We start from the raw sequence: 22,590 nt of genomic DNA on the forward strand, positions 1-22,590 counted from the left end.
TCGCCGACGCACCCGTGCGTGGCCGCGCCGCAACCGCCGGTCGCGGACCGACTCGCGGTTTCGTCCACCGCCCGCTCCGACGGCCAGGGACTCTCGCCGTTCTGCGGTTACCGGCGGAGGGTACGTCGCACGAGGCTGCGCAGGAGTCTGCGCGCCGAGCGCAGTACGGGCCGGGGCCCTGTGGGCAGGGTGCCGTCGGATCGGCCCAGCGGCGTCTCAGCCATGGGGTGCCTGCGTCCGGCGATCTCCAGCACGCAGGTGGCGGCACGCTCCGCGGTCTCACCGGTGTGGAGAGTGACGTCGAACGGGCGGGGCGGGTCGTCGGGCAGCTCGGCCGTGAGCGCGAGTGTGTCCTCGCGGTGGTGTGCGCGCTGGTAGCCGACCACCTTGCCGTCCACCAGCAGCTCTGCTTCATGTGCGGCGGGGCGGGTCTGCACCGTGACGGAGTGGCTGTCCACGTCGAGGTGGAAGTGGTGAGTGCGGGGCACGGCACACCTCCCAGGTTCCCGAGGGCGGCACGTGTCTACAGCGTAGACGGCGCCTCGAGGCAGCGCGGGGCTCGCGCCGCCGAAAAGATTCGCCCTTCGCCGCACCCGCCGCCCCGAGGGGCGAGGTCCCGTCTCGCCGGCCGTTCGCCTCTCCCGCTGCCGGATCCCCTCACGAAGGGCCTGTCCGTGAACCAGCAGGACCGAACTTCAACCCGGCGCCGCACGATCCTGCGTGCCCCGCTGCTCACCGGAGTCACCGCCATGGCCGACGGTCCCTGCGGCACCGCGAGCTGGTCGAGCTGAGCGGAGGCATCTCGCGCAAGGTGCTGGCCCAGACACTGCGCCGGCTGCAGGACAACGGGCTCGTCGAACGGCACGCGCACGCCGAAGCGCCCCCACGCGTGGAGTACAGCTTGACCGAGCTCGGGCGCACGCTGGAGGAGCCCATCAGAATGCTCACCGCGTGGGCGAGAGACCACGGTGAGGCGATCGTCGCCTTTCAAGAGGCCGCCGAGGCGAAAGACACGCACTGATCGACGACGAGACCGGCGGCAAGCACACCGACGAGATCGGCGCTGCTGTCGACGTCCACGGGACCGCCGTCACGAGCGGGGAGCCGTCGTGCGGGGACCGCCGCCTAGTCGCCCCCTCCGTCACCGCCACCACCGCCGTCGCCGCCGTCGCCGCCGTCGCTCCCGCCGGAGTCTCCGCCGTCGCCGCCGTCCGCGCCCCAGCCGTCCCCGCCGCCGGGCTCGTTGTCCTCGCCCGCCCTGCCCAGGTTGCTGAACCAGGGGCGGCCCCAGTCGTCATCGACGGCGAGCGGCTCCCCCTCACCCACCGGGCGCCGCCGCTCCCGGAACCGCGCCAGGCCCGTCGTGTCCCCCAGCCCGAAGGCGACGGCGAAGACCTGCGCCATGACGGCGTCCAGGGGGTCCGGGCTCTCGTAGTGCACGGGAGCGAGCGGCATCAGGACCGTGCCCGGCTCGACCGCCGGCCGGCGCGGGGGCCGCGTCAGGAGGGCGACGCGCCGTTCGTCGCGCAGCAGCCACGAACTCACCGCGTTCTCCCGCCGCAGCACCCAGTGCTGCCCGGACAGCCGCGCCTGAACCGAACTCTTGGACTTGCGCAGCCTCTTGTCGAGTGCGAGCTGCGCCGGGACGTCGCCGACGGTCAGACGCAGCCCCTTGGACGGGTCCGGCACGTCGCGGCGGAAGCCGTGCGGCGCGCGGATCCTCGCGACGGGAGCGTGCGGCCCCCACACGTCCACGCGCACCAGACGCCGGTCCACGGCGACGGTGACCGGTCCGGCGGGCCCCGGAGCGAACCGCCGCGCCATCCACAGCGGTACGCCCTCGGCGCGGGCCTGGGCCGCCAGGGCGGCCACCCGCTCCGGCCCGCCGCACTGCCGCAGCGCCAACTCGCCCATCCGACGGGCGAACTCGGCGGCCCGGCGCACCCTCACCGGGGTGGTGGTCCCGGTGACGCGCGTCACCGGGACGACGCCGGCGCCGTCCGCCAGCCGTTCCAGCGGGCGTTGTGTCCCGCCGCCCCCGAGCCAGCGACCCCGCTCGAACGCCTCGGCCATCGCGGCGAGGTTCAGCTCGCCCAGCGGCGTGGTCCTGCCGCCCCGGCGCAGGCCGGTCTCCGTCAACTCCACCGTGCGCGCCAGCGGATTCCACGACCGCTCGCCATAGAGCACCTGGCTCACGACATCCCCCCGAATCGATACGGCTCAGCGGAGCCTACCGGGCACCGGAAAACCCGCCCGGCCCCCGGGGACGCGGCATGGGGGCCGGCGTGCGCCGACGAGCGGGGAGAGGACGTCTCCCCTGGTGGCGAAAAGGGAGAACGGCGCCCTCGGCGCCGGTGACGGCGGCCAGGGGGCTGGGAAGCGCTCGGCTCCTGCGGCCTTCCGCGGCGAGGTGGGCAGTCAGGCCACCGGCCGGATCCGCTCACCGGTCGCCCGGCGCAGTGCGGCCCGGAGGCGGTCCCGGACCGCGCTCTGGGCGGCGATGCGTTCGTCGAGGACCGCGAGTCGCTCCACCGCGACCTGGATGCCCTTGTCGGACGGCGGCGCCGTGGTCATGTCTGCGTCCAGGCACGGCAGGAAGACCCGCACGTCGTCCAGGGTGAGCCCGGCGGCCAGGAGGTGGCGGATGTTGCGGACCCGCACCACCGCCCGCTCGTCGTAGACGCGGTAACCGTTGGGGGCCCGCTCCGAGGAGATCAGCCCCGCCTGCTCGTAGTGCCGCAGCGCTCGGGCGGTCGCCCCGGTTTCCTTGGCCAGCTCACCGATCTGCACCCGTTTCACCCTCCCGGGGGGCAACTCCTATCACGCCACGACCGCCCCGCCGTCGACCGGGAGCACCACCCCGGTGATGAACGACGCGGCCGGCGCGGCGAGTCGGGTGATCGCCCAGGCCACCTCCTGCGGTCGGCCGATCCGGCCCAGCGGGGTGTGCGCCAGCTGCCACCGTCGTACCGCGGCCGTCCGTTCCGGCGTCAGTCCCTGGTGCTCGCCGATCGGGGTGTCGATCGCGCCGGGCGCGACCGCCACCACCCGGACCCCGCGAGGCGCCAGCTCGACCGCCCAGCTGCGGGTCAGCGTCTCCAGCGCGGTCTTGGTCGCCGCGTAGACGGAACTGCCCGGCCAGGCCCGCTGCCCCACCGACGTACTCACGTTGACGATCACTCCGCCGGACGCCTCCAGGGAGGGCAGCGCGGCCTGGGCCAGCAGGACGGGTGCGATCAGGTTGGTGGCCGTCTGCGACACGATCGTCTGGGGCGTGAGCGTGCCGAGGGCGCCGCTGTGCACGATGCCGGCGTTGTTGACCAGCACGTCCAACCGGCCGTACATCTCCAGCGCGGTCCCGACGATCCGTCCGGGCTCGCCGTCCGCGGTGATGTCGGCAGCCAGCGGGACGATCCGGTCGTGTCCGTCGGCGGTTTCCTCGAGCGGCTCGGTCCGCCGGCCGACGGCGAGGACGTGAGCGCCCTGGGCGGCGAAAGCGCGGGCGGTGGCCCGGCCGATCCCGGTGCCGGCTCCGGTCACGGCGACGACCGTGCTGATCTGGGGTGTGGTGCTGTGGTCCATGCCGGTCATCGTTCAACCCTGACGCCGGCGGCAAGGTCAACCCGTGCGCCTGGCGGGCGCGCTGCCGGCCGGGCCGGGTGCGGTCGTGGGCTCACACCGTGGTGGAGTCCACCGGGGCCGGCCGGCCGGTGTTCCCGGCCGCGTCCGCCTTTGTCCGGCGGCCCGGAGCGCCGTGGTGCGCAGTCGCGCCGTCCGCGTCCGGCACCGCTGCACGGCCTGGAGCGTGCCGGACGGCCTCCGCCCCTGCCGCGGGCGGCGCCGGGAGGGCGGCCAGGGCGTGGCGGAGGGTGGGATGGCAGGGGATGACGTCGTCCAGGCCGACGAGCTGGATGGTGTGCAGTACGTGGCCGGTGAGGCCGGCCAGGTGCAGCCAGCCGCCGGATCGCCGGGCGGCGTGGTGGGCGGCGATGAGGACGTTGATGCCGCTGGAGTCGATGAAGGTGACGGCGCTGAGGTCGATCACGGTGCGGGCCGTGGCCGTGCCGCGGGGGAACAGCAAAGAGGCGCCGAGGTGGGCGGCGTTGTGGTGGTCGATGTCGCCGTGCAGGGTGACCACGCTGACTTCTTCGGTGGCCGTGGCCCGGGCGGGCGGCAGCGGGCGGTGGGGTGCTCCGTAGGGAGAGGGCACGAGAGCCTTCGGTGAGCTGTCGGGAGTGCTGCGACCACTGTTGCGTTCCAGGATGACCGACGGGCTCTCTCGGGCGTGAATTCCCTTCCTTCGTATAGACAACCGGCGTGCAGGACATGCTCTTCGGCGTCGTGGGTATCCGCGTGAAACGGATCCGTCACGATATGCGCACGTCTGGCCAGGGAAGCAATCGCGTTGCGCGTGAGGGCGGAACGGCCGGAACGGGCTCCGGCCCCTTGCCGGCCCCTCGACGACGTCGACGAGGCTCCTCGGCGGGGATGCGCCCGCCGGCTCGAGGGGTCCGGACGGGCGGATGCACGGTCACCGTGCCGGTGCGGGCGCGGACGGCTGTGCGGCGCCGGGGACTTCGCTCGCGCGGCGCCGGAGGGTCGTGGCGCGCAGGGGGGACGGCAGCCTCCGTGCCCGGCGAGTCCTCGCGGGCGGAACGGTCCCCGCTCAGAACACGACGGCGACCGAGATGCCGATGACGACGAAGAGCCAGCCGGTGGTCAGTTCCCAGCGACGGCGGATCTCGGGCCGGGCGAGCAGGGACCGCAGTCGCGCGGCGACGACGACCAGGGCGAACCAGTAGACCACGCCGATGAGGACGTCCAGGATGCCGAGGAAGAAGATCTGCGAGGCCGTGGATCCCCCGCCGTCGACGAACTGCGGCAGGATGCTGAGGAAGAACAGCGCGGCCTTGGGGTTGAGGACATTGGTGAGGAATCCCTGGGCGAAGCCGGACCGCCGGCGGGAACGGCTCCTCCCGGCTTCCGTCGCGGGCGCCCCGGCCGGGTCGTGGGACCAGTCGTCGGGTGCGCCGGCTCCCTCGCCGGCCGCCTTCCCTTCCCTGGCGGCCCGGCGGACGGCGAGCACCGCGCGCACCCCGAGGTGGAACAGGTAGGCCGCGCCCGCCAGTTTGACCGCCTCGTACACCATGGGCGAGCGGGTGGCGACCACCGACAGCCCCACGGCTGCCGCCAGCATGTGCACGCACAGCCCCGCCTGCGCTCCCAGCGCCGCCGCCCGCCCCTTGGACGGGTGTTCGACGGCGGATCTCACCACCACGAGGAAGTCCGGGCCGGGCACCACGTACGCCACCAGCACCACGCCGAGGAAACCGGCCAGGTCCACCGACATCACCTTGACGCCCGTCCGTCCCTGGGACCTGTGCGGCCCCGCGGGGCGGGCGGCCCGTGCCGCCGGGCGGTCTCGGCGAGGGCGGGGCGGACCTTCTCGCCCGGCGCCGCCCTCCCGGCCCCCGGGGATCCGTTCGACCGGAACCGTTCCGGAGCGCGGGCGGCGGTCACGAACGCCGGGGTGCGCCCGCGGAACGGGCCGTCGTGCTCGCCCGGCTTCCGGATGTCGCGCTCGGGGTGCGTCAGCGTGAGGGCCATGGGCGTCCCGTACCCGCCGATGGACCTCGCAGGCACGTGACGCCGCCTGCTTCGCACGAGAGGAACGCCCCATGCGTCCGGAGACCCCGTGCCTGTCGTCCCTCAGGAATCCCCTGCGGAGCTTTTACCGATGCGGGACACACCCTGGCCGGTGTCGCCGATCCTCGATCAGTCACGCGACGGGGCTTGGGCGTCGTAAGCGGTCCGGGCGGAAAGCGGACGTGATGACCGGTGGTGCGGCCGGGTGCGGTCCGGAGTCATTTTCCCTTCGGCTCCGGACCGCATGACCTCGGCGTACCCGGAGTAACGTTCGGCGAGTCGATCACGCTGTCGAAGTGCGGCGACCGGACACCGGCGTCAGGTCGCAGCTTTCAGGCGCCCGTTGTGAACCGTGGACATCGGATCCCGTTTCCGAATTGCCCGGAAACGGGTCCGCTCTTGGTGCGCACGGCCCGGAATGCGGCCTGCTCTGCAGGAAGGAGTTCACCCGGAGAATCGCTCCGTCATGACTTGCACCTCTTTGCCATCCGGGTCGCTCATCGACTGCCGCACGCTCCACAGAAAAAGCACATTCACTTGACATCTGTAAAAGTCCGGCCTGTTGCGCCCCGGCATGCCCGCACCGCCTCCCACGGTCGGGTCCGGGTCGTCTACCTGCCCCGTCTCGCGGACGCGACCGCGGCCTCCATGGCCACCTACGGCATCCCGTTGCTGGTGCTGGGCACGACGAACTCGTCCTCCCTGACCGGAATATCCTTCGTGCTGACGTGGGCGCCGCGGCTGTGCACGTTCGGCCTGGCCGGTATGGCTGTCGACCACTACGGGCCCGCACGGGTCTTCCGGCTGGCCGCCACCGTGCGGACGCTGGTCGTCGGACTCACGGCGCCCGCCTTGGCCATGACCGATGACAGCACGGCCCTGGGTCTGGTGATGCTCCTGTCGGCGTGCACGGGGTGCCTGACCCAGTTCAGCTTCATCGCGGCCGAAAGCGTCGGCGCGACCGCCAGCCGGGACGCGGGCGACGCGGCGCACCGCGTCCAGTCGGTCCTCCTGGGCATCGACCAGGCGGCCGCTCTGGCCGGGCCCGCGGCAGGCGGCCTCCTTCTGCAGTGGAAGGGCCCCGGCGGCATGCTCGCGGTGATCAGCGGCTTGTCGATGCTGTCAGCCCTCATCGCCCCGCGCCTGAGCCGGACACCTCCACGAGCGCCCGAGGCAACCGCGCCCGCGGCAGGAGGATGGCGCACCGGCTGGGCCACCCTGCGCGCGCTGCCGGCGCTCGCGTGGCTGGTGGCCGGGCTGGCTCTGTCCAACCTGGCCCTCGGCCTCGTGGAGGCGGCGACCCCCGTGCTCGTGGTGCAGCAACTCGGCCGGTCCAGCGCGTCGGTCGGCCTGGTGTGGTCCTGCGCGGCCGCCGCTTCGCTGCTGGCGGTCGCCACCTGCCGCGTCGTCATCGACCGGTGGGGACTGACGAAGGCGGGCCGCTGCGCCGCCCTCGTGACGAGCGTGCCGTGCTTCCTCGTCGCCCACGTCGACTCCTACCCGGCGTACCTCGTGGTGATCGCCGTCTTCATGGCCGGCGACAGTGTGCTGGCCGTCGTCCTGCGCACCTTCCGCTCCCAGCTCATCCCCGCCGAGGTGTTCGGCAGCACGCTGTCCGTGACCGTGCTGTTCCTGCTCCTGCCCTATCCCCTCGCCGGCGTCCTCATGGCCCTCGTCGACCCGGCAGCCCTGCACACGCTGATCACCGTGTGCGCCGTCCTGCAGGGTCTCGGCCTCGCCTGCGCCCTCACCTACGGCACCCGTTGCCGGTCCCGCCGCGGCAAGCACCGCAGATGAGACCGGCACGGGCCCTTGCACGTGAGGCCCTGTGCGCTGAGCGTCCGCGACGTCGCCTCTCGAGGCACGGACGGCTTCGGCGATCGGCGTCACGCGGTGGGGCCGCACCGTGATCCGCGGAAGGTCCCGGATCGGTCCCGGCCCCCTGGCGTCGGTCGCCGAGACCGTCCTCGTCCTGGACGAGGCGACGCCGAAGGCGGTCAGTCGTCGGATCGTTCCTCCTTCTCCTTGCCGTGCTTCCCTTTGCCGCTTCCCTCCTTCTGGTCTTCGCCGTCCTCCTGGTCCTCCTGGTCCTCTCGGCCCTCGGGCTGTGCTGCCGCCGACGGCTGGGAGGGCGGCTCGGCGGACGAGGACGAGACAGCGGGAACGCCGTCGGCAGGAGCGGAGGGCGTGGCGGCAGCCGGGCTCGGGGGAACCGTTTGCGGTGAAGGGCTTTCACCGCCGGAATTCAGGGATGCGCCGATGGCGGCGGCAGCCGCGAACAGGGCCGCGGCGGCGGCGCCCAGCACCGCTCTGGACGTGAAGGGGCGGCGGCTGTGCGGGCGGACGGGTGCGGTGCGGGATTCCGCCCGGTGCGGGAGTGCGGCTGGAGGAGGGGCTGCTGCCGGCGGGGACGCGGTGCGCCGGCGTTCCGTCGGGGTGGCGCCGTGGGTGTGGAGCCAGGCCGAGGCCTGTGGGGCGGTGGGCCGGTGCGTGGGCTCCTTGGCCAGCAGGCTCAGCACGTAGTCGGCGAGCGGCGCGGGTATGTCGGGGCGCAGGTGTGCGGGGGACGGCGCGGTGGCGTCGACGTGCTGCTGGACGACGGCCAGCGAGGTGGCGCCGCGGAACGGCGGCCGGCCGGTGAGGAGTTCGTACAGCACGCAGCCCAGCGAGTAGACGTCCGAGGCGGGGTGTGCGGGGCGTCCCAGGGCGCGTTCGGGTGCCAGGTAGTCGGCGGTGCCCACGATCTTGCCGGTGACGGTCAGCGTGCCGGCGGCGTCGTCGGCGAAGCGGGCGATGCCGAAGTCGGTGATCTTCACGGTGCGGTCGGCGGAGAGCATGATGTTGGCGGGTTTGATGTCGCGGTGGATCACCCCGTGGTGGTGCGCCGCGGCGAGGCCGTCCGCCACCTGTGCCGCGATGACCGCGGCGTCCCGCGGGTTCAGGGTGGCGCGCAGCGATCTCTCCTGAGCCAGGTTCCATCCTTCGACGAGTTCCATGACCAGGTACAACAGGCCGTGGTGGGAGCCGAAGTCGTACACGCTCACCACATGTGGATGGTTCAGACGGGCCGCGGTCTGCGCCTCCAGCCGGAACCGCTCGCTGTCCGCGGCCTCCTGAGCCTTCAGCAGCTTCACCGCCACCGGTCGCCCCAGGAGCTGGTCCGCCGCCCGCCACACCTCCCCCATCGCGCCGCGCCCCAGCAGTTCCTCGAGCTGATAGCGGTCCGCAAGCAGCACCTGCCCACCCACCCCACGTCGTCACAGCAGTCACCCACCGAGCAGACCCGTTTCCTCGCCTTTGATGATCATTTGGGCTGCTGGGCGCTCAGGTTACCGCTTCGTTGATCATGCACCGCCCCGGCATGGTCCCTCATCCGCGGACGGGCGAGTGACGGGAAGCACCTGCCCGCCCCTTCGAGGACACCCGCTCGATCGGGGGAGGCGGGATCGCGGAGTCCGGGGGCAGGCCCGTTTCCTCCAGCGTGCGCGCGTGCGCAGGTGTCACACCTGCGGCAGCAGTCGCCCTGCGGGCGATGCGAGGCATGCCGCAGCCGCTCGGCCGGGGCGCCACTCGCACGGACGGGCCGGACCGGTCCGGAAGCCGTCTTCGCCTCCGGGGTCCCGGTCTACACGGGGCCTCGTCCGGCGAGGTGACCGCCCGGGTCGTCCAGCAGGGCGATCCGGGCGGTGATGCGTTTGCCGACCGGCTCCCGCTGCGCCTCGAAGCCCTGGGCGAGGGCCATCACGATCTCCAGGCCGTGCTGCCCCACCCTCCCGGCATCGGCGGCCCGGGCGACGGGGAGCACGGGGTCGGAGTCCCACACCACCACCTCGACCGTGTCGTCGACGATCCGCACGTCCAGCAGCACCGGACCGGGCGCGTACTTGCGGGCGTTGGTGACCAGCTCGCTGACCACCAACTGCGTCACGTCCATGGCACGCTGCGAGACGGGCAGACCGTGCTCGGCCTGCACGCGGGCGAGGAAGTCCGCGGCCAGGTGACGGGCGTGGGCGATGTCCGTGCCGTCCCCGTCCAACGCGGCCGTGGTCTGCAGAAGCTGTTCGTACGGCGCGGTGTCGTCCTCGCCCAAGGGAACCGGATCCATCACCGCCGCCTTCACCACCCCGTTCACACCCCCGCGTCTGCCCGCGCCCTCGCGGGAAACGCCCCGTGCCCCTCTGCCGACTCCGCCGCATCCGGGCATCACCCGGCGCACCGATCCTCAGGAAAGGTTGGATGGTAAGTATCACGGACGGGGCCGGGGAACCAGTGGCGGGCGTCGAGCAAACCGGGCAGCCCGGCGGGCTGTCCGTCGTGACCGCCTCCGTCGACGGCATCCGCGCGCCGACCCCGGCCGGGGAGATGGGCCACCACAACGGCGACCGGCTGCCGCCCGGATCCCACGCCACCATCGGTGATGTAACGCCTGCTACCTTCTCAGCCGTGACAAACGTCGAGCAGGCTGTCCGGTGGCTGATCCTGGTGATCAAGCTGCCTGCGGAACCGTCCCGGCACCGCGTGGCGGTGTGGCGGGAGCTGCGCAAGGTCGGGGCCCTCTCCCTGGGGCAGGGCATCTGGGCGGTGCCGGAGGTGCCCGTCTTCGCCGCGGGAGTGCAGCGCGCCCTCGAACTGACCGACTCCGCCGGCGGCCAGGGCGTGACGCTCCAGGCGTCCGGCCGCTCCGACCGGGACGCGGCCCGTTTCCGGGAGATGTTCACCGCGGCCCGCTCGGCGGACTGGGCGGAGTTCCTCGCGGACTGCGGCAAGTTCGAGGAGGAGATCGCCAAGGAGATCCGCACGGCCAAGTTCACCCTGGCCGAACTGGAGGAAGAGGAGCAGTCGCTGGAGCGACTGCGCCGCTGGCACCGCGATCTGACCGCCCGTGACGTCTTCGGCGCCCCCGAGGCAGCCGCGGCGGGCGAACGGCTCAAGCAGTGCGCCGCCGTCTGCGAGGACTACTCCGAGCGCGTCTTCGCCGCGCTGCACTCCACCGACGAGGACGCGTCGTGACCACACCGCCCGCGGCCCCGGCCGCCCCGAGGCGGGCCATGTGGCCGCTGTACGCGGCCGGGTTCACCACCGCCTTCGGCGCCCACGGCATCGCCGCCAACCTCGGCGGCTTCTCCGAGGACGCCGTCACCTCCCTGATGGTCCTGGGCGGACTGCTCGCCCTGTACGACGGCGCCGAGGTCCTGCTCAAGCCTGTCTTCGGTTCGCTCGCCGACCGCATCGGCGGCAAGCCCGTACTCCTCGGCGGCCTGATCGCCTTCGCCGGCGCCTCCGCGCTGTACGCGATCGCCGACAGCCCCGGCTGGCTGTGGGCCGCCCGCCTGGGCCAGGGCGCCGCGGCCTCCGCGTTCTCCCCCTCGGCCTCCGCCCTGGTCGCCCGCCTCAACCCGGCCGCCAAGCGCGGGCGCGCTTTCGGCTCCTACGGCTTCTGCAAGTCCATCGGCTACACCCTCGGCCCGCTCCTGGGCGGCGTGCTGGTGTGGGCGGGCGGCCTGCGCCTGCTGTTCACGGTGATGGCCGGGTGCGCGGCGGCCGTCGCCCTGTGGGCCGCGCTCGCCGTCCCCGTCGTCCCGCCGCTGCCCCGCAAGCGGCAGACCGTGGCCGACCTCGCCCGCCGTCTGGGCGACCGGTCCTTCCTCGCACCCACCGCCGCGCTCGCCGCCGCCACCGCCGCGCTCTCCGTGGGCGTGGGCTTCCTGCCCGTCTCCGGCGCGGCGGCCGGGCTGGGCACCGTCGCCACCGGCGCCGCCGTGTCCGTCCTGGCCGCCACGGCCGCCGTCGTCCAGCCCAAGGCCGGCCACGCCCTCGACGCAGGACGCCTGACCACGCGTACCGGACTGCTCACCGGGCTCCTCGTCACCGCCGCCGGACTCGCGGCCGCCATGCTGCCCGGCCTGGCCGGTGTCCTCCTGGCCGCCGCCCTGATCGGCGCCGGCACCGGGCTGATCACCCCGCTCGGTTTCGCCGCCCTGGCCGCCTCCACCCCGGAGGAACGCATGGGCCAGACCATGGGATCGGCCGAACTGGGCCGCGAACTCGGGGACGCCGGCGGTCCCCTGCTCGTCGCCGGCGCCGCCACCGTCTCCACCCTCACCTTCGGCTACGCCGCCCTCGCCGTCCTGCTGGCGGCGGGCCCCCTGCTCGCTCCGGCGCTCCGCCCCCGCACGACACGAACGGCGAAGTAGTCCCGCGGTGCCCCCGGGACGGCCTTCGACGCCTTCTGAGGACCGCCTGCCGAAGGAGAGCGGACGGACGCCGCCTCGGGCCGGTGGGAACGGCTCGCCGGACGTCGCGACGGTGGTGGCGTCACGGCGGAACCGGTCGAGACCGCGGCGGTACGGCGGCCGCTCCCCGGCTTCCAGAAGCCCGGGGAGACGATCGCGGGGTACCGGTGGGGTTCCAGGAGCGCCGGGTGCTCAGCGGCCCTGGCCCGAACGCCGGCGCCGGGTGCGCTGCGGGGCGCGGCGGGACCGTCGTGCGGGCGCGGTCCGGCTCTCGGCCTCGGTGGGGCCGGTGGCGGGTGAGGAGAAGCCTCCCGGGACGCTCGGCCGGGTGGCCGGCGCCGCACCGGTGGACCGAGCGGCGGCGGTGGCGGGCTGGGCGGTACGGCGCCGGGGGGAGGCGGCGCGGGCCAGGACGCTGGTGTGCGCGAGGAGCGGGGCGCACGCCTCACAGACCTCTTCGACACTCCAGACCCGGCCGACGGTGGGGTCGTGGCGCAGGATCAGCAGCACGGCGCCCGCGCAGTGCGCTGTGGCCTCGGGGTGGGCGGCGCAGTGCTGGGAGCCGCAGTGGCACCAGGCGTGGGGGCGGACGGTGGCGGCCTTGGCGTGGGCGGCGGCGTGCCGGGCGGCGAACGCGCGCAGCGAGGCGACGTCCTTGGAGCGGGGCGGCATCCGGCAGGCGGAGGTGCTGCAGGAGACGCTCGCGGTGCGGTCGCTGTGTCCGGTGATCCGGACGGTCCAGGCCCGTCCGGGGACGCGCTCGGTGGGGGTTTCGCTGGAGGCGGTGGTCACGGCCGTCCGTTCTCGTTGATCGGTGCTGTCGGTCCACTATGTGGTACCCGCTCACCGGCCGTGCAGCGGTTTTTCTGCCAGGACGGTGCGGATGCGGGGCGGTGGACCGGCCGGACGGCCGCCCCGCGAGGCGCCGTCGTGCGGCCGCACCGCAGCAGTGGACTTCCTGGCGGACGCCGCAGCGCTCGAGGGACCGGCGCAGCCCAGTCCGGAGGTCCGGACCGGGCCCCAGGCGAAGGTCAGGTCGACGGCACCGGGCCTTGCTCGAACGCGCCCGCGTGATCGGCGACCCACTGGGAGAACGATCTCGGCGGCACTCCGAGGACGTCGGACACCGCGGAGGTGAGGAACGCGGGCCTTCCGACCGCTGCGCCCCATGCGGCGAGCAGCATGTCGACGACCGGGCGCGGCGCCTTTCCCTCCGTCTCGCTGCGGAACTCGTCCGGCGACAGTTCCTCGAACCTGGTCGGGCGTCCCAGGACCTTCCCGATGATGTCCACCTGCGCCGCCTGGCTCAGTGACTCGGGGCCGGTGAGGACGTAGTCACCGCCGGCATGTCCGTCCTGGTAGAGGGTCCGCGCCGCGACGGCTGCGATGTCACGGTCGTCGACGGGTGCGGTCTCGGCGGCGCCGTAGGGCCACCGGACGACATCGCCGGCGCGGACGGCGGGCGCCCACCAGGCCAGCGCGTTCGACGCGAACATCCCCGGCCGGATGATCGTCGACTCGAGTCCGGTGGCCGCGATGAGCCGCTCGATCTCGGCGTGGAGCACCGCCATGGGATTCGGCTGCCGGAAGAAGGGGTGCGGTGTCCGGTGCGGTGAGGAGAGGAAGACGACGCGCGGCGCATGGGCCGCCAGCCGTTCGACCACTGCCGCGGCGGTCGCCGGCGGTGCGGTCCAGAGGAGGAAGACGGCGCCGACGCCCCGCAGCGCCCCGTCGAGCGAGGTGGGCACGGTGAGGTCACCGGTGACGACCTCGACGCCGGGCGGCAGTGTCACCGCCGCTTCGGCGCGACGCGTGAGGGCGCGGACCGGCACGCCCGCGCCGACGAGGTGGTCGACGACTCCGCGCCCGATCCGGCCGGTGGCCCCGGTGACGAGCACCGGGGACGTGGGGGTTCGTGTCACGAGGGCGTCGACGGTGTCCTGGGCCGGCGCGCGCAGTGCGCCGTGCCGGGCACGATCGGTCGCGGGCGTCGGGCCGGTGCCCGGGTCGGGGAGGTCTGTCCGAGTCATCCCCGCATCAAATCGTTACCGGGTTAAAAAAGCAACCCAGTAAAGAATGTTATGCTGTTCGGGTGACCGAACCGACGGGGCTGCGCGCCCGCAAGAAGGCGCGGACCCGTGACGCCATCGCCGACGCGGCGATCTCCCTGTTCCTGGCGCACGGGTTCGACCAGGTCGCGGTCAGCGACGTCGCCGCGGTGGCCGAGGTCTCCAAGCCGACCCTCTTCCGGTACTTCCCCACCAAGGAAGACCTGGTACTGCACCGGTTCGCGGATCACCACGGCGAGGCCGCGCGCGTCGTGCGCGACCGCCGGCCCGGCGTCTCCCCCATCGCGGCGCTGCACCGGCACTTCCGGGCCGGCCTCGACCGCTACGAGCCCGTCACCGGCCTCAGCGACCATCCCGCGGTGGTGGAGTTCCATCGCCTGGTGTTCACCACGCCCAGCCTGGCGGGACGGCTCACGCAGTACATGCTCGAGGACGAACAGGCGTTGGCGGAGGCCCTCGACCCGGGTTCGGGCATCCGGGCACGCCTGGGCGCGGCCCAGGTCCTCGCGGTCCAACGGGTGCTCGCCCGCGCCAACTGGCAGAAGATCGCCGACGGGCGAACCGCCCGCGACGTGCACCCCGAGGCTGTCGCCGACGCCGACCAGGCCTTCACCCGACTGCGATGACGGTCTGCTCCTCCCCCGCACGGCACGCGAGGGCGGTCGGTCGAACGCGAACCCCGACCGGGTGACCGCGGCACCTGCCGTGCCCGGCGACGGGCCTCATGGACGGCGGCTCGTCGGTGCGGACACCCTTCGGGACGCCGAAGCCCGTCCCGGGCCAGGCGCCGTCCGCGCCGCGGACCCGGAGCAGCCCCGCCCGGTCGGGTCCAGGGCCGTCGTGGCCCGGCGGAGCGCGCCAGCGCCTGCTCCGCCACGATCGTCGACGTCCGTGTGCTCATGACCGGCGGGGTCGCACCCGGTACCCGGCCGGCCGTCGGAGCGGTCCGTCCGGTGACCGGACGCCCGCCTCACGGCGGTGTGCGTCCGGCCGGAGGAGGGGGGTGACCGGCGAGGGTGTCGAGCCAGGCGCGCAGGGCCGCGCAGACGGCTTCGGCGCCCTCGGCCGTCGCCCAGGTGCGGGGCGTCCCGTGAGCGGTTTCGATCAGCCTGGCACACAGCAGGCCGTCGTCGCGGAGCCATGCGCGGACGATCAGTGTCGCGACCGGCTCGTGGCGGTCGTCCTCCTGTCCCGCGTCAGGGGGCGGACGGGTGGCGGCTGCGGCGTTCATACCCGTAGGTGTGCCAGGGCGTTGTCACCGGTGTGTCACCGGCTCGTGTCCCCCGTGTCGACGGGCCTGCCGAGCACGTGCGCGAGGAGCCGGCGGAACGTGGGCGTGGGGGTGAGGCCGAGTTCGTCCCGCAGCAGCAGGCGGTAGAGCTCGTACTGGCGCAGTGCCTCGGAGACGTTGCCGTCGGCGAGGTGAACGGTGACGACGAGACGGTGGGCGCTCTCGCGCAGTGGTTCGCAGGCGACGGCGGCCATCGCCGCTTCGAGGGCGGCGTCCAGGGCGCCTGCTTCCCGGTGTCGGACGCAGAGCCGTTCCAGGGTGCGCAGGCGCAGTTGACGCAGCCATTCGCGGTGGGCGAGGAGCCAGTCGTCGGACCAGTCGGGCAGCAGGTCGTGGCAGAGCGCGCGCGGGGCGGGAAGTTCCGGTGGGTCGATGGGATCGGGTGAGGCGAGGGCGGCGGCCTGGCGCTCCAGCTCGTGGGTGTCGACCTGCACGCCGGCGGTCAGGGCGAGGGCGCCCGCCGGGTGCTCGACCAGGCAGGGCACGGTGAGGGGCAGGCGCCACAGGGCGGAGCGCAGGCAGGCCGCGGCGCGGGTGTCGTCCGTGTCGGGCCACAGCGTGTGCGCGGCCTTCGCCCGCGACACGGGATCGTGCTGGACCGCCAGGTAGGCCAGCAGCCGCTGACCGGCCGGGGGCGTGGGCAGCGGCCGCGCGCCGGCCCGGAGGCTGAAGCCGCCCAGGAGGCCGAGCCGTGCGGGTCCGCTGGTGCAGGCAGGGGGAATACCGGCGGTCACGGAACCTCCCGGGCGGTGTGTCGGCGGAGCGTGCCGGGACACGACCCGAGTGACCGGCCGCGGGGACGGGCAACCCCTCGGCGGCCCGTTTTTCGAGGTGGTGACGGCCGTGGTGACGGGCACGTGACACGGCGCTGCTGGTGTGCCCGTACGGCGCTTTCCAGCGTCGGCCGATCCTCCAGCCGGAAGGGCCCCCGAGATGTTCCGTCACACCAACCAGCTGCAGTTCGAAGCCAAACCGGAGAAGCCGGACGCGGTGTACGCGCACAAGCTCCAGGAGCTCATCGGTGGCGCCTACGGAGAGATGACCGTCACCATGCAGTACCTGTTCCAGGGCTGGAACTGCCGGATGCCGGGCAAGTACCGCGATCTGATCATGGACACCGCGACCGAGGAGATCGGGCACGTGGAGATGATCGCCACCATGGTCGCCCGGCTGCTGGAGGGAGCACCCTCCACCGCCACGCCCGACGCGGCCTCCTCCGACCCCGTGGTCGCCGCCGTGGTGGGCGGCATGGACCCGCAGCAGGCCATCATCAGCGGCGGCGGTCCCCTGCCCGCCGACAGCAACGGCTACCCGTGGAACGGCAGGTACATCGTGGCCAGCGGCAACCTCCTGGCCGACTTCCAGGCCAACGCCGCCGCCGAGGCCCAGGGCCGGCTTCAGGCCGCACGGCTGTACAACATGACCGACGACCCCGGTGTGCGGGCGATGCTGAAGTTCAACCTCGCCCGCGACAGCGTGCACCAGCAGCAGTGGCTGGCCGCGATCGAGGAACTCGAGGCCGACGGCCTGGAGCCCACCCGCATCGCGCCGAACGCCCTCTTCGACGAGGAGGAGTCCGGCGACGCCTACGCCATCTGGCACCTGTCCGACGGCACCGCGGGCGCCACCGGCCGCTGGGTCGGCGCGCCCATGCCGGGCGGTGAGCAAGTGACCTACCTGGAGGACCCCGTCGCCCAGGGCGGGATCGCCTCCACGCCTCCGCCCGACCCCAAGCTGTACGCCACCTACGACGGAGGCCAGGGCACCCCGACGAGCAGCGCGCCGGGCAGCAAGAGCGGCCCGATGGACAAGCTCAAGGACAAGCTCACCTGAACCCCCGGGCCCGGGATCCCGCACGCGTGGTGGGCCCGGGCCCCGGTCTCGTCGACCGCCCGTTGTGGAGCGCCCATGACCACCGTCGTCTCGAAAGCCCCATCGCCGCCGCGCACCGGGCGGGTCCGCGCCCGGCCGGCGGAGCTCGTGCTGGTGTCGCTGATCGTCTCGGGCATCGCCACCGCCGCGCTGTACGGCGGCGCGGCCCAGCAGCTGCTCGCCACCCTGGTGGGTCTCGCCACCGCCGGGCGGTTGCTGGCCCGGCGCGCCCTGCGCAGGAGGACCGGTGAGCACGATGGCTGAGACCGACACCTTCGACTCGCCCACACCGGCACCGGCCTCGACGTCGGTGTCCACGGTGTCGGCGGTGGCGGACAGGCCGCCGAGGTGGCTGCGCTGGACGACCCTCTTCGGTCCTGCGTTCGTCGTCTCCATGGCCTACGTGGATCCCGGCAACTTCGCCACCAACACCGCCGCCGGCGCCACCTACGGCTACCTGCTCCTGTGGGTCATCGCCGCGGCGAACGTCGTCGCCATGTTCGTCCAGTACCTGTCGGCGAAACTGGGCGCGGCGACCGGCCGCAGCCTGCCGGAACTGTGCCGCGAGCACTGCCCGCGCACCCTCAACGCCTTCCTGTGGGTGCAGGCGGAAGTCGTCGCCGTCGCCACCGACCTGGCCGAGCTCATCGGCGGCGCCATCGCCCTGAACCTGCTCTTCGGCATCCCGCTGATCCCGGGTGTCCTGATCACCGCCGCCGTGGCGCTGCTGCTGCTCATGCTCGCCCCACAGGGCCGCCACCGCTTCGAGACGGTCCTGGCCGGCATGCTGCTGGTCATCCTGCTCGGATTCCTGTACCAGGCGTGGAACGCGGGCCCCACGATCGACGCGGCCACCGGTCTGGTGCCCCGGTTCGCCGGGGCCGACAGCCTGCTGCTGGCCAGCGGCATCATCGGCGCCACCGTCATGCCGCACGTCGTCTACCTGCACTCCGCCCTCACCCGCCACCACGCCGGCCCGTCGCCGGCGCCCGCGGCCCGCCCGCGCAAGCCGGCTCGCCGGCAGATCGTCGCCGCCCTGACCTTCGCGGGGCTGGCCAACATGACCATGCTGATCGTCGCCGCCGCCGTCTTCCACACCCGCGGCCACGACGGCATCGACACCCTCCACGAGGCGCACGCGGGGCTGGGCGGCCTGCTGGGAACAGGCGCCGCGACCGCCTTCGCGCTGGCCCTGCTGGCCGCCGGCCTGGCCTCCTCGAGCGTGGGCACGTACGCCGGGCAGATCATCATGGAGGGGTTCCTGCGCCGCCGTGTACCGCTCGCCGTGCGTCGCGCCGCCACCCTCGTGCCGGCCATGGGCCTGCTGATCGCCGGGCTGGAGCCCACCCGGGCCCTCGTGCTCAGCCAGGTCGCCCTGTCCTTCGGCATTCCCTTCGCCCTCTTCCCCCTCCTCGTCTTCACCTCCCGCCGCAGCCTCATGGGCACCCTGGTCAACCGCAGGACCACCACCGTGCTGGCGGCCCTCGCCGCCGCTCTGATCAGCGGACTCAACCTCTTCCTGCTGGCCCAGCCCTTCCTCGGCTGAGCGCACGTCCCGCGGCGGACGTGGGTGAAGTGGACGAGGCCGTCGACCGCTTCGACGCCTCGGTTGCGGCACACGGCGGTTCGAGATCGTCCGGACCGGCCGTCTCGACGGTGCGTTCGCTGCTGTCGGTCGGCTCCGGGTCGAGGACGACCGACCGTCACCGGTCCGGCTCGGGCCGGAACTCGCTCGTCGAAGGAGCAGCGGTGTCAGGTCGCCTGCGCACGGGGCGGGCGGCGGTGGCCTCGTGGGGCACCGCCGGAGCCGTCGGCTGCGCGTCGGCGGCACCGCCCCGGCGGCACCGCGGCCTACTGCCGACGGGTGCGGGGGCCGATGTACTGCGGATCGGTGACCGCCTCGGCCCAGGTCGTCTCCGGGGTGCCGTCCGTCGTGGCTTCCCACATCGCGAGGTGTTCCATGAAGCGGTCGGGGGCCGCGCCGTGCCAGTGCTCCTCACCGGGCGGGCAGGCGACGGTCTGGCCGGGGTGGGCCTCGAAGACCGTGCCGTCGCGGGTGCCGATGAGCGCGATGCCGGAGACGACGTGCAGGGTCTGGCCGACGGCGTGGGAGTGCCAGTGGGTGCGGGCGCCGGGTGAGAAGCGGACCAGGTTGGCCCGCATGCGGGAGGGCTCCTGGCCGGCGACGACGACGTCCCACCAGACGTCTCCGGTGAACCAGTCGGCCGGGGCCTTGCTGGTCGGCTGCTGCTCGATGAACTCCACGATGGTCCTTTCGTTGCTGGTGTCGGGTGCCTAGCGGGCGACGTAGCCGCCGTCGACGGGCAGGGCGACGCCGACGACGAAGCTCGCCCCGGGGCTGCACAGCCACAGGACGGCCTGCGCGATCTCCTGCGCGGTCCCGAGGCGGCCGATGGGCTGGGCGGCCTCGGCCTCGGCGCGGTCGAGCTCCCCCTTGGCGATCATGTCGCTGACCATGGGGGTGTCGATGGTGCCGGGGCAGACGGCGTTGATGCGGATGCCCCGCGGGGCGTATTCGAGGGCGGCGCTGCCGGTCAGACCGATCACGCCGTGCTTGGAGGAGTGGTAGGAGGCGCGGTTGGGGATGCCGACCAGGCCGCCCAGGGAGGAGCAGTTGACGATGGCGCCGCTGCCCCGGGCGCGCATGTGGCGCAGCTCGTGCTTCATGCTCGCCCAGACGCCGCGCAGGTTGACGGCGTGGACCCGGTCGAAGACCTCGACGGACTCCTCGGCGGCGTCGGCGGGCGGGATCTGGATGCCGGCGTTGTTGTAGGCCACGTCCAGGCGTCCGAGGGTCTCCACCGTGCGGTCGACGGCGGCGGCGACCTGGTCCTCGTCGGCGACGTCGCAGATCAGGGCGAGCGCCCGGTGGCCGTCGTCGGTGAGCTGTTTCGTCGCGGCCGTCAGGGCCTCCTGGTCGATGTCGGCCAGCGCCACGGCGGCGCCGGCTTCGGCGAAGGCGCGGGCGGTGGCCAGGCCCATGCCGGAGGAGGCTCCGGTGACGAAGGCCACCTGTCCGGTGAAGTCGTAGGCGGGGTTCACGGGTGTTCTCCTGTCGGAAGCCGATCGGACGGGTCCGGCGCGGTGCCCGATGCTCCGGTGTCCCGGTTCGGTCGGGGCGGACGACGTCGGGACCGTCGTCGCGGCCCCGAGGCGTCGTCGGAGGCGTCGTCGGTCGCGGTCAGGGCTTGAGGAGTGTCTTGATCGCGCGGCGCTCGTCCATGGCCCGGTAGCCCTCGGCGACCCGGTCCAGGGGCAGGGTGAGGTCGAAGACCTTGCCCGGGTCGATGCGGCCCTCGAGGACGCGGTCGATCAGGTCGGGCAGGTAGCGGCGTACGGGGGCGGGGCCGCCGCGCAGGCCGACGTGGGAGAAGAACAGCTCCTGTCCGTCGACGGCGACGCCGTGGGGGACGCCGACGAAGCCGACGTTGCCGCCGGGCCGGGCCGAGTGCAGGGCCTGCCGCACGGCTTCGGCGGTGCCGACGCACTCCAGCACGCTGTCGGCGCCGATCCCGCCGGTGAGCTCCTTGATCCGGGCGACGCCCTCGTCACCGCGCTCGGTGACGATGTCCGTGGCGCCGAACTCCAGCGCGAGCTTCCGGCGGGACTCGTGCCGGCTCATCGCGATGATCCGCTCCGCCCCCAGCTCCTTGGCCGCGATCACCGCGCAGAGGCCGACCGCACCGTCGCCGACCACGACGGCGGTGGAGCCGGGCCCCACCCCGGCCGCGTCGGCGGCCCACCAGCCGGTGCCCATGACGTCGGAGACCGCCAGCAGGCCCGGCCAGAACTTCTGGTCGGGTACCTCGTCGGTGGCGACCAGGGTGCCCTGGGCGTTGGGGATGCGGACGTAGTCGGCCTGGCAGGTGCTCATGAACTCGCGGCGCAGGCAGTTGGACGGGAAGCCGTTGCGGCAGTTCGCGCACGTGTTGTCGGAGGTGGCGAAGGAGCCGACGACGAACTGACCGGGCCTGACCGAGGTGACGTCGCTGCCGACGGCCTCGACGAAGCCGACGTACTCGTGACCCATGGGACGGGGGTCACCGATCGGCTCGGCGCCGCGGTAGGGCCACAGGTCCGAGCCGCATACGCAGGTCACGGCCGTACGGATGATCGCGTCGGTCGGCTGGAGGATCTTCGGGTCCTCCAGGGTCTCGAAGCGCACATCGCCGGGGGCGTGGATCACTGCTCCGCGCATCAGGGGGGTTCCTTACGTACGAGGGGGTCGGACCGCCCGGGGCGGCCCGCGTGCCGGCGTTCCCGGGACAGGGACGCCGTGGGACCGTGGCGTCCCTCCCCTGCCGTTCCTCCGGGGGGAAAGCGCCACGTCATCCAGGTAACCCGCGCTTCGCGCGCGCAGCGAGTCACTGACAAGGGGTGTACCGGCAGTACATCCCTCGGGCGGCGTGCGGGACGTACCGTCGAGGGGTGGACAACCAGCGAGAGGCCGGCGAGTTCCTCACCTCGCGGCGAGCCAAGATCACTCCCGAGCAGGCCGGGCTGCCCGCCGGCACCCGGCGCCGCGTCCCGGGCCTGCGCCGCAGCGAGGTCGCCGCCCTGGCCGACGTCAGCGTCGAGTACTACGCCAAACTCGAACGCGGCAATCTCGCCGGCGTCTCACCGGCCGTCCTCGAAGCCGTCGCCCGGGCACTGCGGCTCGACGACGCCGAACGCGCCCACCTCCTGCACCTGGCCCAGGCCGCCGACGGCTCCGACGTCCTCACCCGCCCGCGCCGCCGCACCACCCGGCAGTGGAAGGCGCACCGCAGCCTGCAGTGGACCCTGGACGCCGTCACCGCCGGACCGGCCTTCGTCCGCAACGGCCGCATGGACCTCCTCGCCACCAACCGGCTCGCCCGCGCTTTCTACGCCGACGTCTACGCGGACCCGCGCAACCAGGCGAACCTCGCCCGCTTCGCCTTCCTCGACCCCTCGTCCCGCCGCTTCTACCCCGACTGGGACCAGGCCGCCGACATCGCCGTCGCCATCCTGCGCACCGAAGCCGGCCGCGACCCCCACGACAAGGACCTCCACGACCTCGTCGGCGAGCTCTCCACCCGCAGCGACGACTTCCGCACCCGCTGGGGCGCCCACGACGTCCGCCACCACGGCACCGGCACCAAGCGCTACCACCACCACGCCGTCGGCGACCTCACCCTCGCCTACGAGGGCCTGGAAATGGCCGCCGCACCCGGCCTCACCCTCACCGTCTACACCGCCGAGCCCGGCTCGCCCTCCGAAGAGGGCCTGCGTCTCCTCGCCTCCTGGGCCGCCACCGAAGAGGCGCAGGCCCTCACCCGGCAGGCAGCCCGCTGACCGCCCCCGGACACACCGCCGGGCGCCGGGGGCCCCCCCCGGGGGGGGGGGGGGGGGCCCCGCGGGGGGGGGGGGGGGGGCGCGCGGCCGGGCCGGGGGGGGGGGGGGGGGGCGGGGCCCCCCCCCCCCCCCCCGGGCGGGG

At 73.6% G+C, this 22,590-nt stretch carries 23 protein-coding genes and 1 pseudogene; 9 read left to right on the forward strand and 15 right to left on the reverse strand.

Annotated features, from left to right (window positions below):
• Positions 1-107: 107 nt before the first annotated feature.
• A complete protein-coding gene (locus ACH4F6_RS00605; protein WP_397957604.1) occupies positions 108-488 on the reverse strand; it encodes a hypothetical protein in 381 nt (126 codons plus the stop codon).
• A gap of 275 nt (positions 489-763) precedes the next feature.
• Between ACH4F6_RS00605 and ACH4F6_RS00610 the strand changes: the two are divergent.
• Positions 764-1,021: pseudogene (locus ACH4F6_RS00610) on the forward strand (winged helix-turn-helix transcriptional regulator); the annotation flags it as partial.
• Between the two features lie 104 nt (positions 1,022-1,125).
• On the opposite strand, the gene ACH4F6_RS00615 reads toward ACH4F6_RS00610, so the two are convergent.
• The 5 genes from ACH4F6_RS00615 to ACH4F6_RS00635 all read right to left on the reverse strand — a co-directional run bounded on the left by ACH4F6_RS00615 (position 1,126) and on the right by ACH4F6_RS00635 (position 5,350).
• A complete protein-coding gene (locus tag ACH4F6_RS00615) occupies positions 1,126-2,196 on the reverse strand; it encodes a hypothetical protein (protein ID WP_397957605.1) in 1,071 nt (356 codons plus the stop codon).
• A 222-nt stretch (positions 2,197-2,418) separates the two neighbouring features.
• Positions 2,419-2,790, reverse strand: coding sequence for a MerR family transcriptional regulator (locus tag ACH4F6_RS00620; protein ID WP_397957606.1), 372 nt, complete (start codon positions 2,788-2,790; stop codon positions 2,419-2,421).
• A gap of 30 nt (positions 2,791-2,820) precedes the next feature.
• A complete protein-coding gene (locus ACH4F6_RS00625; RefSeq protein WP_397957607.1) occupies positions 2,821-3,591 on the reverse strand; it encodes an SDR family NAD(P)-dependent oxidoreductase in 771 nt (256 codons plus the stop codon).
• Positions 3,592-3,673: 82 nt separating this feature from the next.
• Positions 3,674-4,210, reverse strand: coding sequence for an STAS domain-containing protein (locus ACH4F6_RS00630; protein WP_397957608.1), 537 nt, complete (start codon positions 4,208-4,210; stop codon positions 3,674-3,676).
• 456 nt (positions 4,211-4,666) lie between these two features.
• A complete protein-coding gene (locus tag ACH4F6_RS00635) occupies positions 4,667-5,350 on the reverse strand; it encodes a LysE family translocator (protein WP_397957609.1) in 684 nt (227 codons plus the stop codon).
• 944 nt (positions 5,351-6,294) lie between these two features.
• On the opposite strand from ACH4F6_RS00635, the gene ACH4F6_RS00640 reads away from it, so the two are divergent.
• Positions 6,295-7,443 (forward strand): MFS transporter, encoded by a 1,149-nt coding sequence (locus ACH4F6_RS00640; protein ID WP_397957610.1) that lies wholly within the window; start codon positions 6,295-6,297, stop codon positions 7,441-7,443.
• Between the two features lie 200 nt (positions 7,444-7,643).
• Here the strand turns inward: ACH4F6_RS00640 and ACH4F6_RS00645 are convergent, their stop codons facing one another.
• Together ACH4F6_RS00645 and ACH4F6_RS00650 are read right to left on the reverse strand one after the other, a co-directional pair.
• The gene (locus ACH4F6_RS00645) at positions 7,644-8,882 is read right to left on the reverse strand and encodes a serine/threonine-protein kinase (RefSeq protein ID WP_397957611.1); all 1,239 of its coding nucleotides are present in this window, start codon (positions 8,880-8,882) and stop codon (positions 7,644-7,646) included.
• A 389-nt stretch (positions 8,883-9,271) separates the two neighbouring features.
• A complete protein-coding gene (locus tag ACH4F6_RS00650; protein WP_397957612.1) occupies positions 9,272-9,751 on the reverse strand; it encodes an ATP-binding protein in 480 nt (159 codons plus the stop codon).
• Positions 9,752-9,882: 131 nt separating this feature from the next.
• Here ACH4F6_RS00650 and ACH4F6_RS00655 point away from each other — a divergent pair, with 131 nt between their 5' ends.
• Entirely contained in the window at positions 9,883-10,656 is a 774-nt protein-coding gene (locus ACH4F6_RS00655) for a Chromate resistance protein ChrB (protein WP_397957613.1), read from the forward strand.
• Positions 10,657-10,694: 38 nt separating this feature from the next.
• Positions 10,695-11,840 carry an MFS transporter gene (locus tag ACH4F6_RS00660; RefSeq protein ID WP_397958189.1) on the forward strand — a complete coding sequence of 382 codons (1,146 nt, stop codon included), beginning with the start codon at positions 10,695-10,697 and terminating at the stop codon, positions 11,838-11,840.
• Positions 11,841-12,071: 231 nt separating this feature from the next.
• Here ACH4F6_RS00660 and ACH4F6_RS00665 read toward each other — a convergent pair whose 3' ends face one another.
• The gene (locus ACH4F6_RS00665; protein ID WP_397957614.1) at positions 12,072-12,671 is read right to left on the reverse strand and encodes a hypothetical protein; all 600 of its coding nucleotides are present in this window, start codon (positions 12,669-12,671) and stop codon (positions 12,072-12,074) included.
• Positions 12,672-12,910: 239 nt separating this feature from the next.
• Positions 12,911-13,909: an NmrA family NAD(P)-binding protein gene (locus ACH4F6_RS00670; protein WP_397957615.1), complete on the reverse strand. Its 999-nt coding sequence runs from the start codon at positions 13,907-13,909 to the stop codon at positions 12,911-12,913.
• A gap of 62 nt (positions 13,910-13,971) precedes the next feature.
• On the opposite strand from ACH4F6_RS00670, the gene ACH4F6_RS00675 reads away from it, so the two are divergent.
• Positions 13,972-14,574, forward strand: coding sequence for a TetR/AcrR family transcriptional regulator (locus tag ACH4F6_RS00675; RefSeq protein WP_397957616.1), 603 nt, complete (start codon positions 13,972-13,974; stop codon positions 14,572-14,574).
• Between the two features lie 344 nt (positions 14,575-14,918).
• On the opposite strand, the gene ACH4F6_RS00680 is transcribed toward ACH4F6_RS00675, so the two are convergent.
• Both ACH4F6_RS00680 and ACH4F6_RS00685 read right to left on the reverse strand, forming a co-directional pair.
• Positions 14,919-15,179, reverse strand: a complete 261-nt coding sequence (locus ACH4F6_RS00680; RefSeq protein ID WP_397957617.1) for a hypothetical protein — start codon at positions 15,177-15,179, stop codon at positions 14,919-14,921.
• A gap of 35 nt (positions 15,180-15,214) precedes the next feature.
• Complete coding sequence (locus ACH4F6_RS00685) at positions 15,215-15,973, reverse strand: BTAD domain-containing putative transcriptional regulator (protein ID WP_397957618.1); 759 nt, start codon at positions 15,971-15,973, stop codon at positions 15,215-15,217.
• A 199-nt stretch (positions 15,974-16,172) separates the two neighbouring features.
• Here ACH4F6_RS00685 and ACH4F6_RS00690 point away from each other — a divergent pair, with 199 nt between their 5' ends.
• The 3 genes from ACH4F6_RS00690 (at position 16,173) to ACH4F6_RS00700 (ending at position 18,657) form a co-directional block, all read left to right on the forward strand.
• Positions 16,173-17,072, forward strand: coding sequence for a manganese catalase family protein (locus ACH4F6_RS00690; protein ID WP_397957619.1), 900 nt, complete (start codon positions 16,173-16,175; stop codon positions 17,070-17,072).
• Positions 17,073-17,147: 75 nt separating this feature from the next.
• On the forward strand, positions 17,148-17,375 hold the full coding sequence (locus tag ACH4F6_RS00695; RefSeq protein ID WP_397957620.1) for a hypothetical protein: 228 nt from the start codon (positions 17,148-17,150) through the stop codon (positions 17,373-17,375).
• On the forward strand, positions 17,368-18,657 hold the full coding sequence (locus tag ACH4F6_RS00700; protein ID WP_397958190.1) for an Nramp family divalent metal transporter: 1,290 nt from the start codon (positions 17,368-17,370) through the stop codon (positions 18,655-18,657). Before ACH4F6_RS00695 ends, ACH4F6_RS00700 begins: the two co-directional genes overlap by 8 nt.
• Before the next feature lie 305 nt (positions 18,658-18,962).
• Here ACH4F6_RS00700 and ACH4F6_RS00705 read toward each other — a convergent pair whose 3' ends face one another.
• The 3 genes from ACH4F6_RS00705 to ACH4F6_RS00715 form a co-directional block, all read right to left on the reverse strand.
• The gene (locus ACH4F6_RS00705) at positions 18,963-19,376 is read right to left on the reverse strand and encodes a cupin domain-containing protein (RefSeq protein ID WP_397957621.1); all 414 of its coding nucleotides are present in this window, start codon (positions 19,374-19,376) and stop codon (positions 18,963-18,965) included.
• A 30-nt stretch (positions 19,377-19,406) separates the two neighbouring features.
• Complete coding sequence (locus ACH4F6_RS00710) at positions 19,407-20,174, reverse strand: SDR family NAD(P)-dependent oxidoreductase (RefSeq protein ID WP_397957622.1); 768 nt, start codon at positions 20,172-20,174, stop codon at positions 19,407-19,409.
• Positions 20,175-20,313: 139 nt separating this feature from the next.
• Entirely contained in the window at positions 20,314-21,330 is a 1,017-nt protein-coding gene (locus ACH4F6_RS00715; protein ID WP_397957623.1) for a zinc-dependent alcohol dehydrogenase family protein, read from the reverse strand.
• Between the two features lie 230 nt (positions 21,331-21,560).
• On the opposite strand from ACH4F6_RS00715, the gene ACH4F6_RS00720 reads away from it, so the two are divergent.
• A complete protein-coding gene (locus ACH4F6_RS00720; protein WP_397957624.1) occupies positions 21,561-22,448 on the forward strand; it encodes a helix-turn-helix transcriptional regulator in 888 nt (295 codons plus the stop codon).
• Positions 22,449-22,590: the final 142 nt, after the last annotated feature.

It is taken from the genome of Streptomyces sp. NPDC017936 (assembly GCF_044328485.1).
GTDB lineage: Bacteria > Actinomycetota > Actinomycetes > Streptomycetales > Streptomycetaceae > Streptomyces.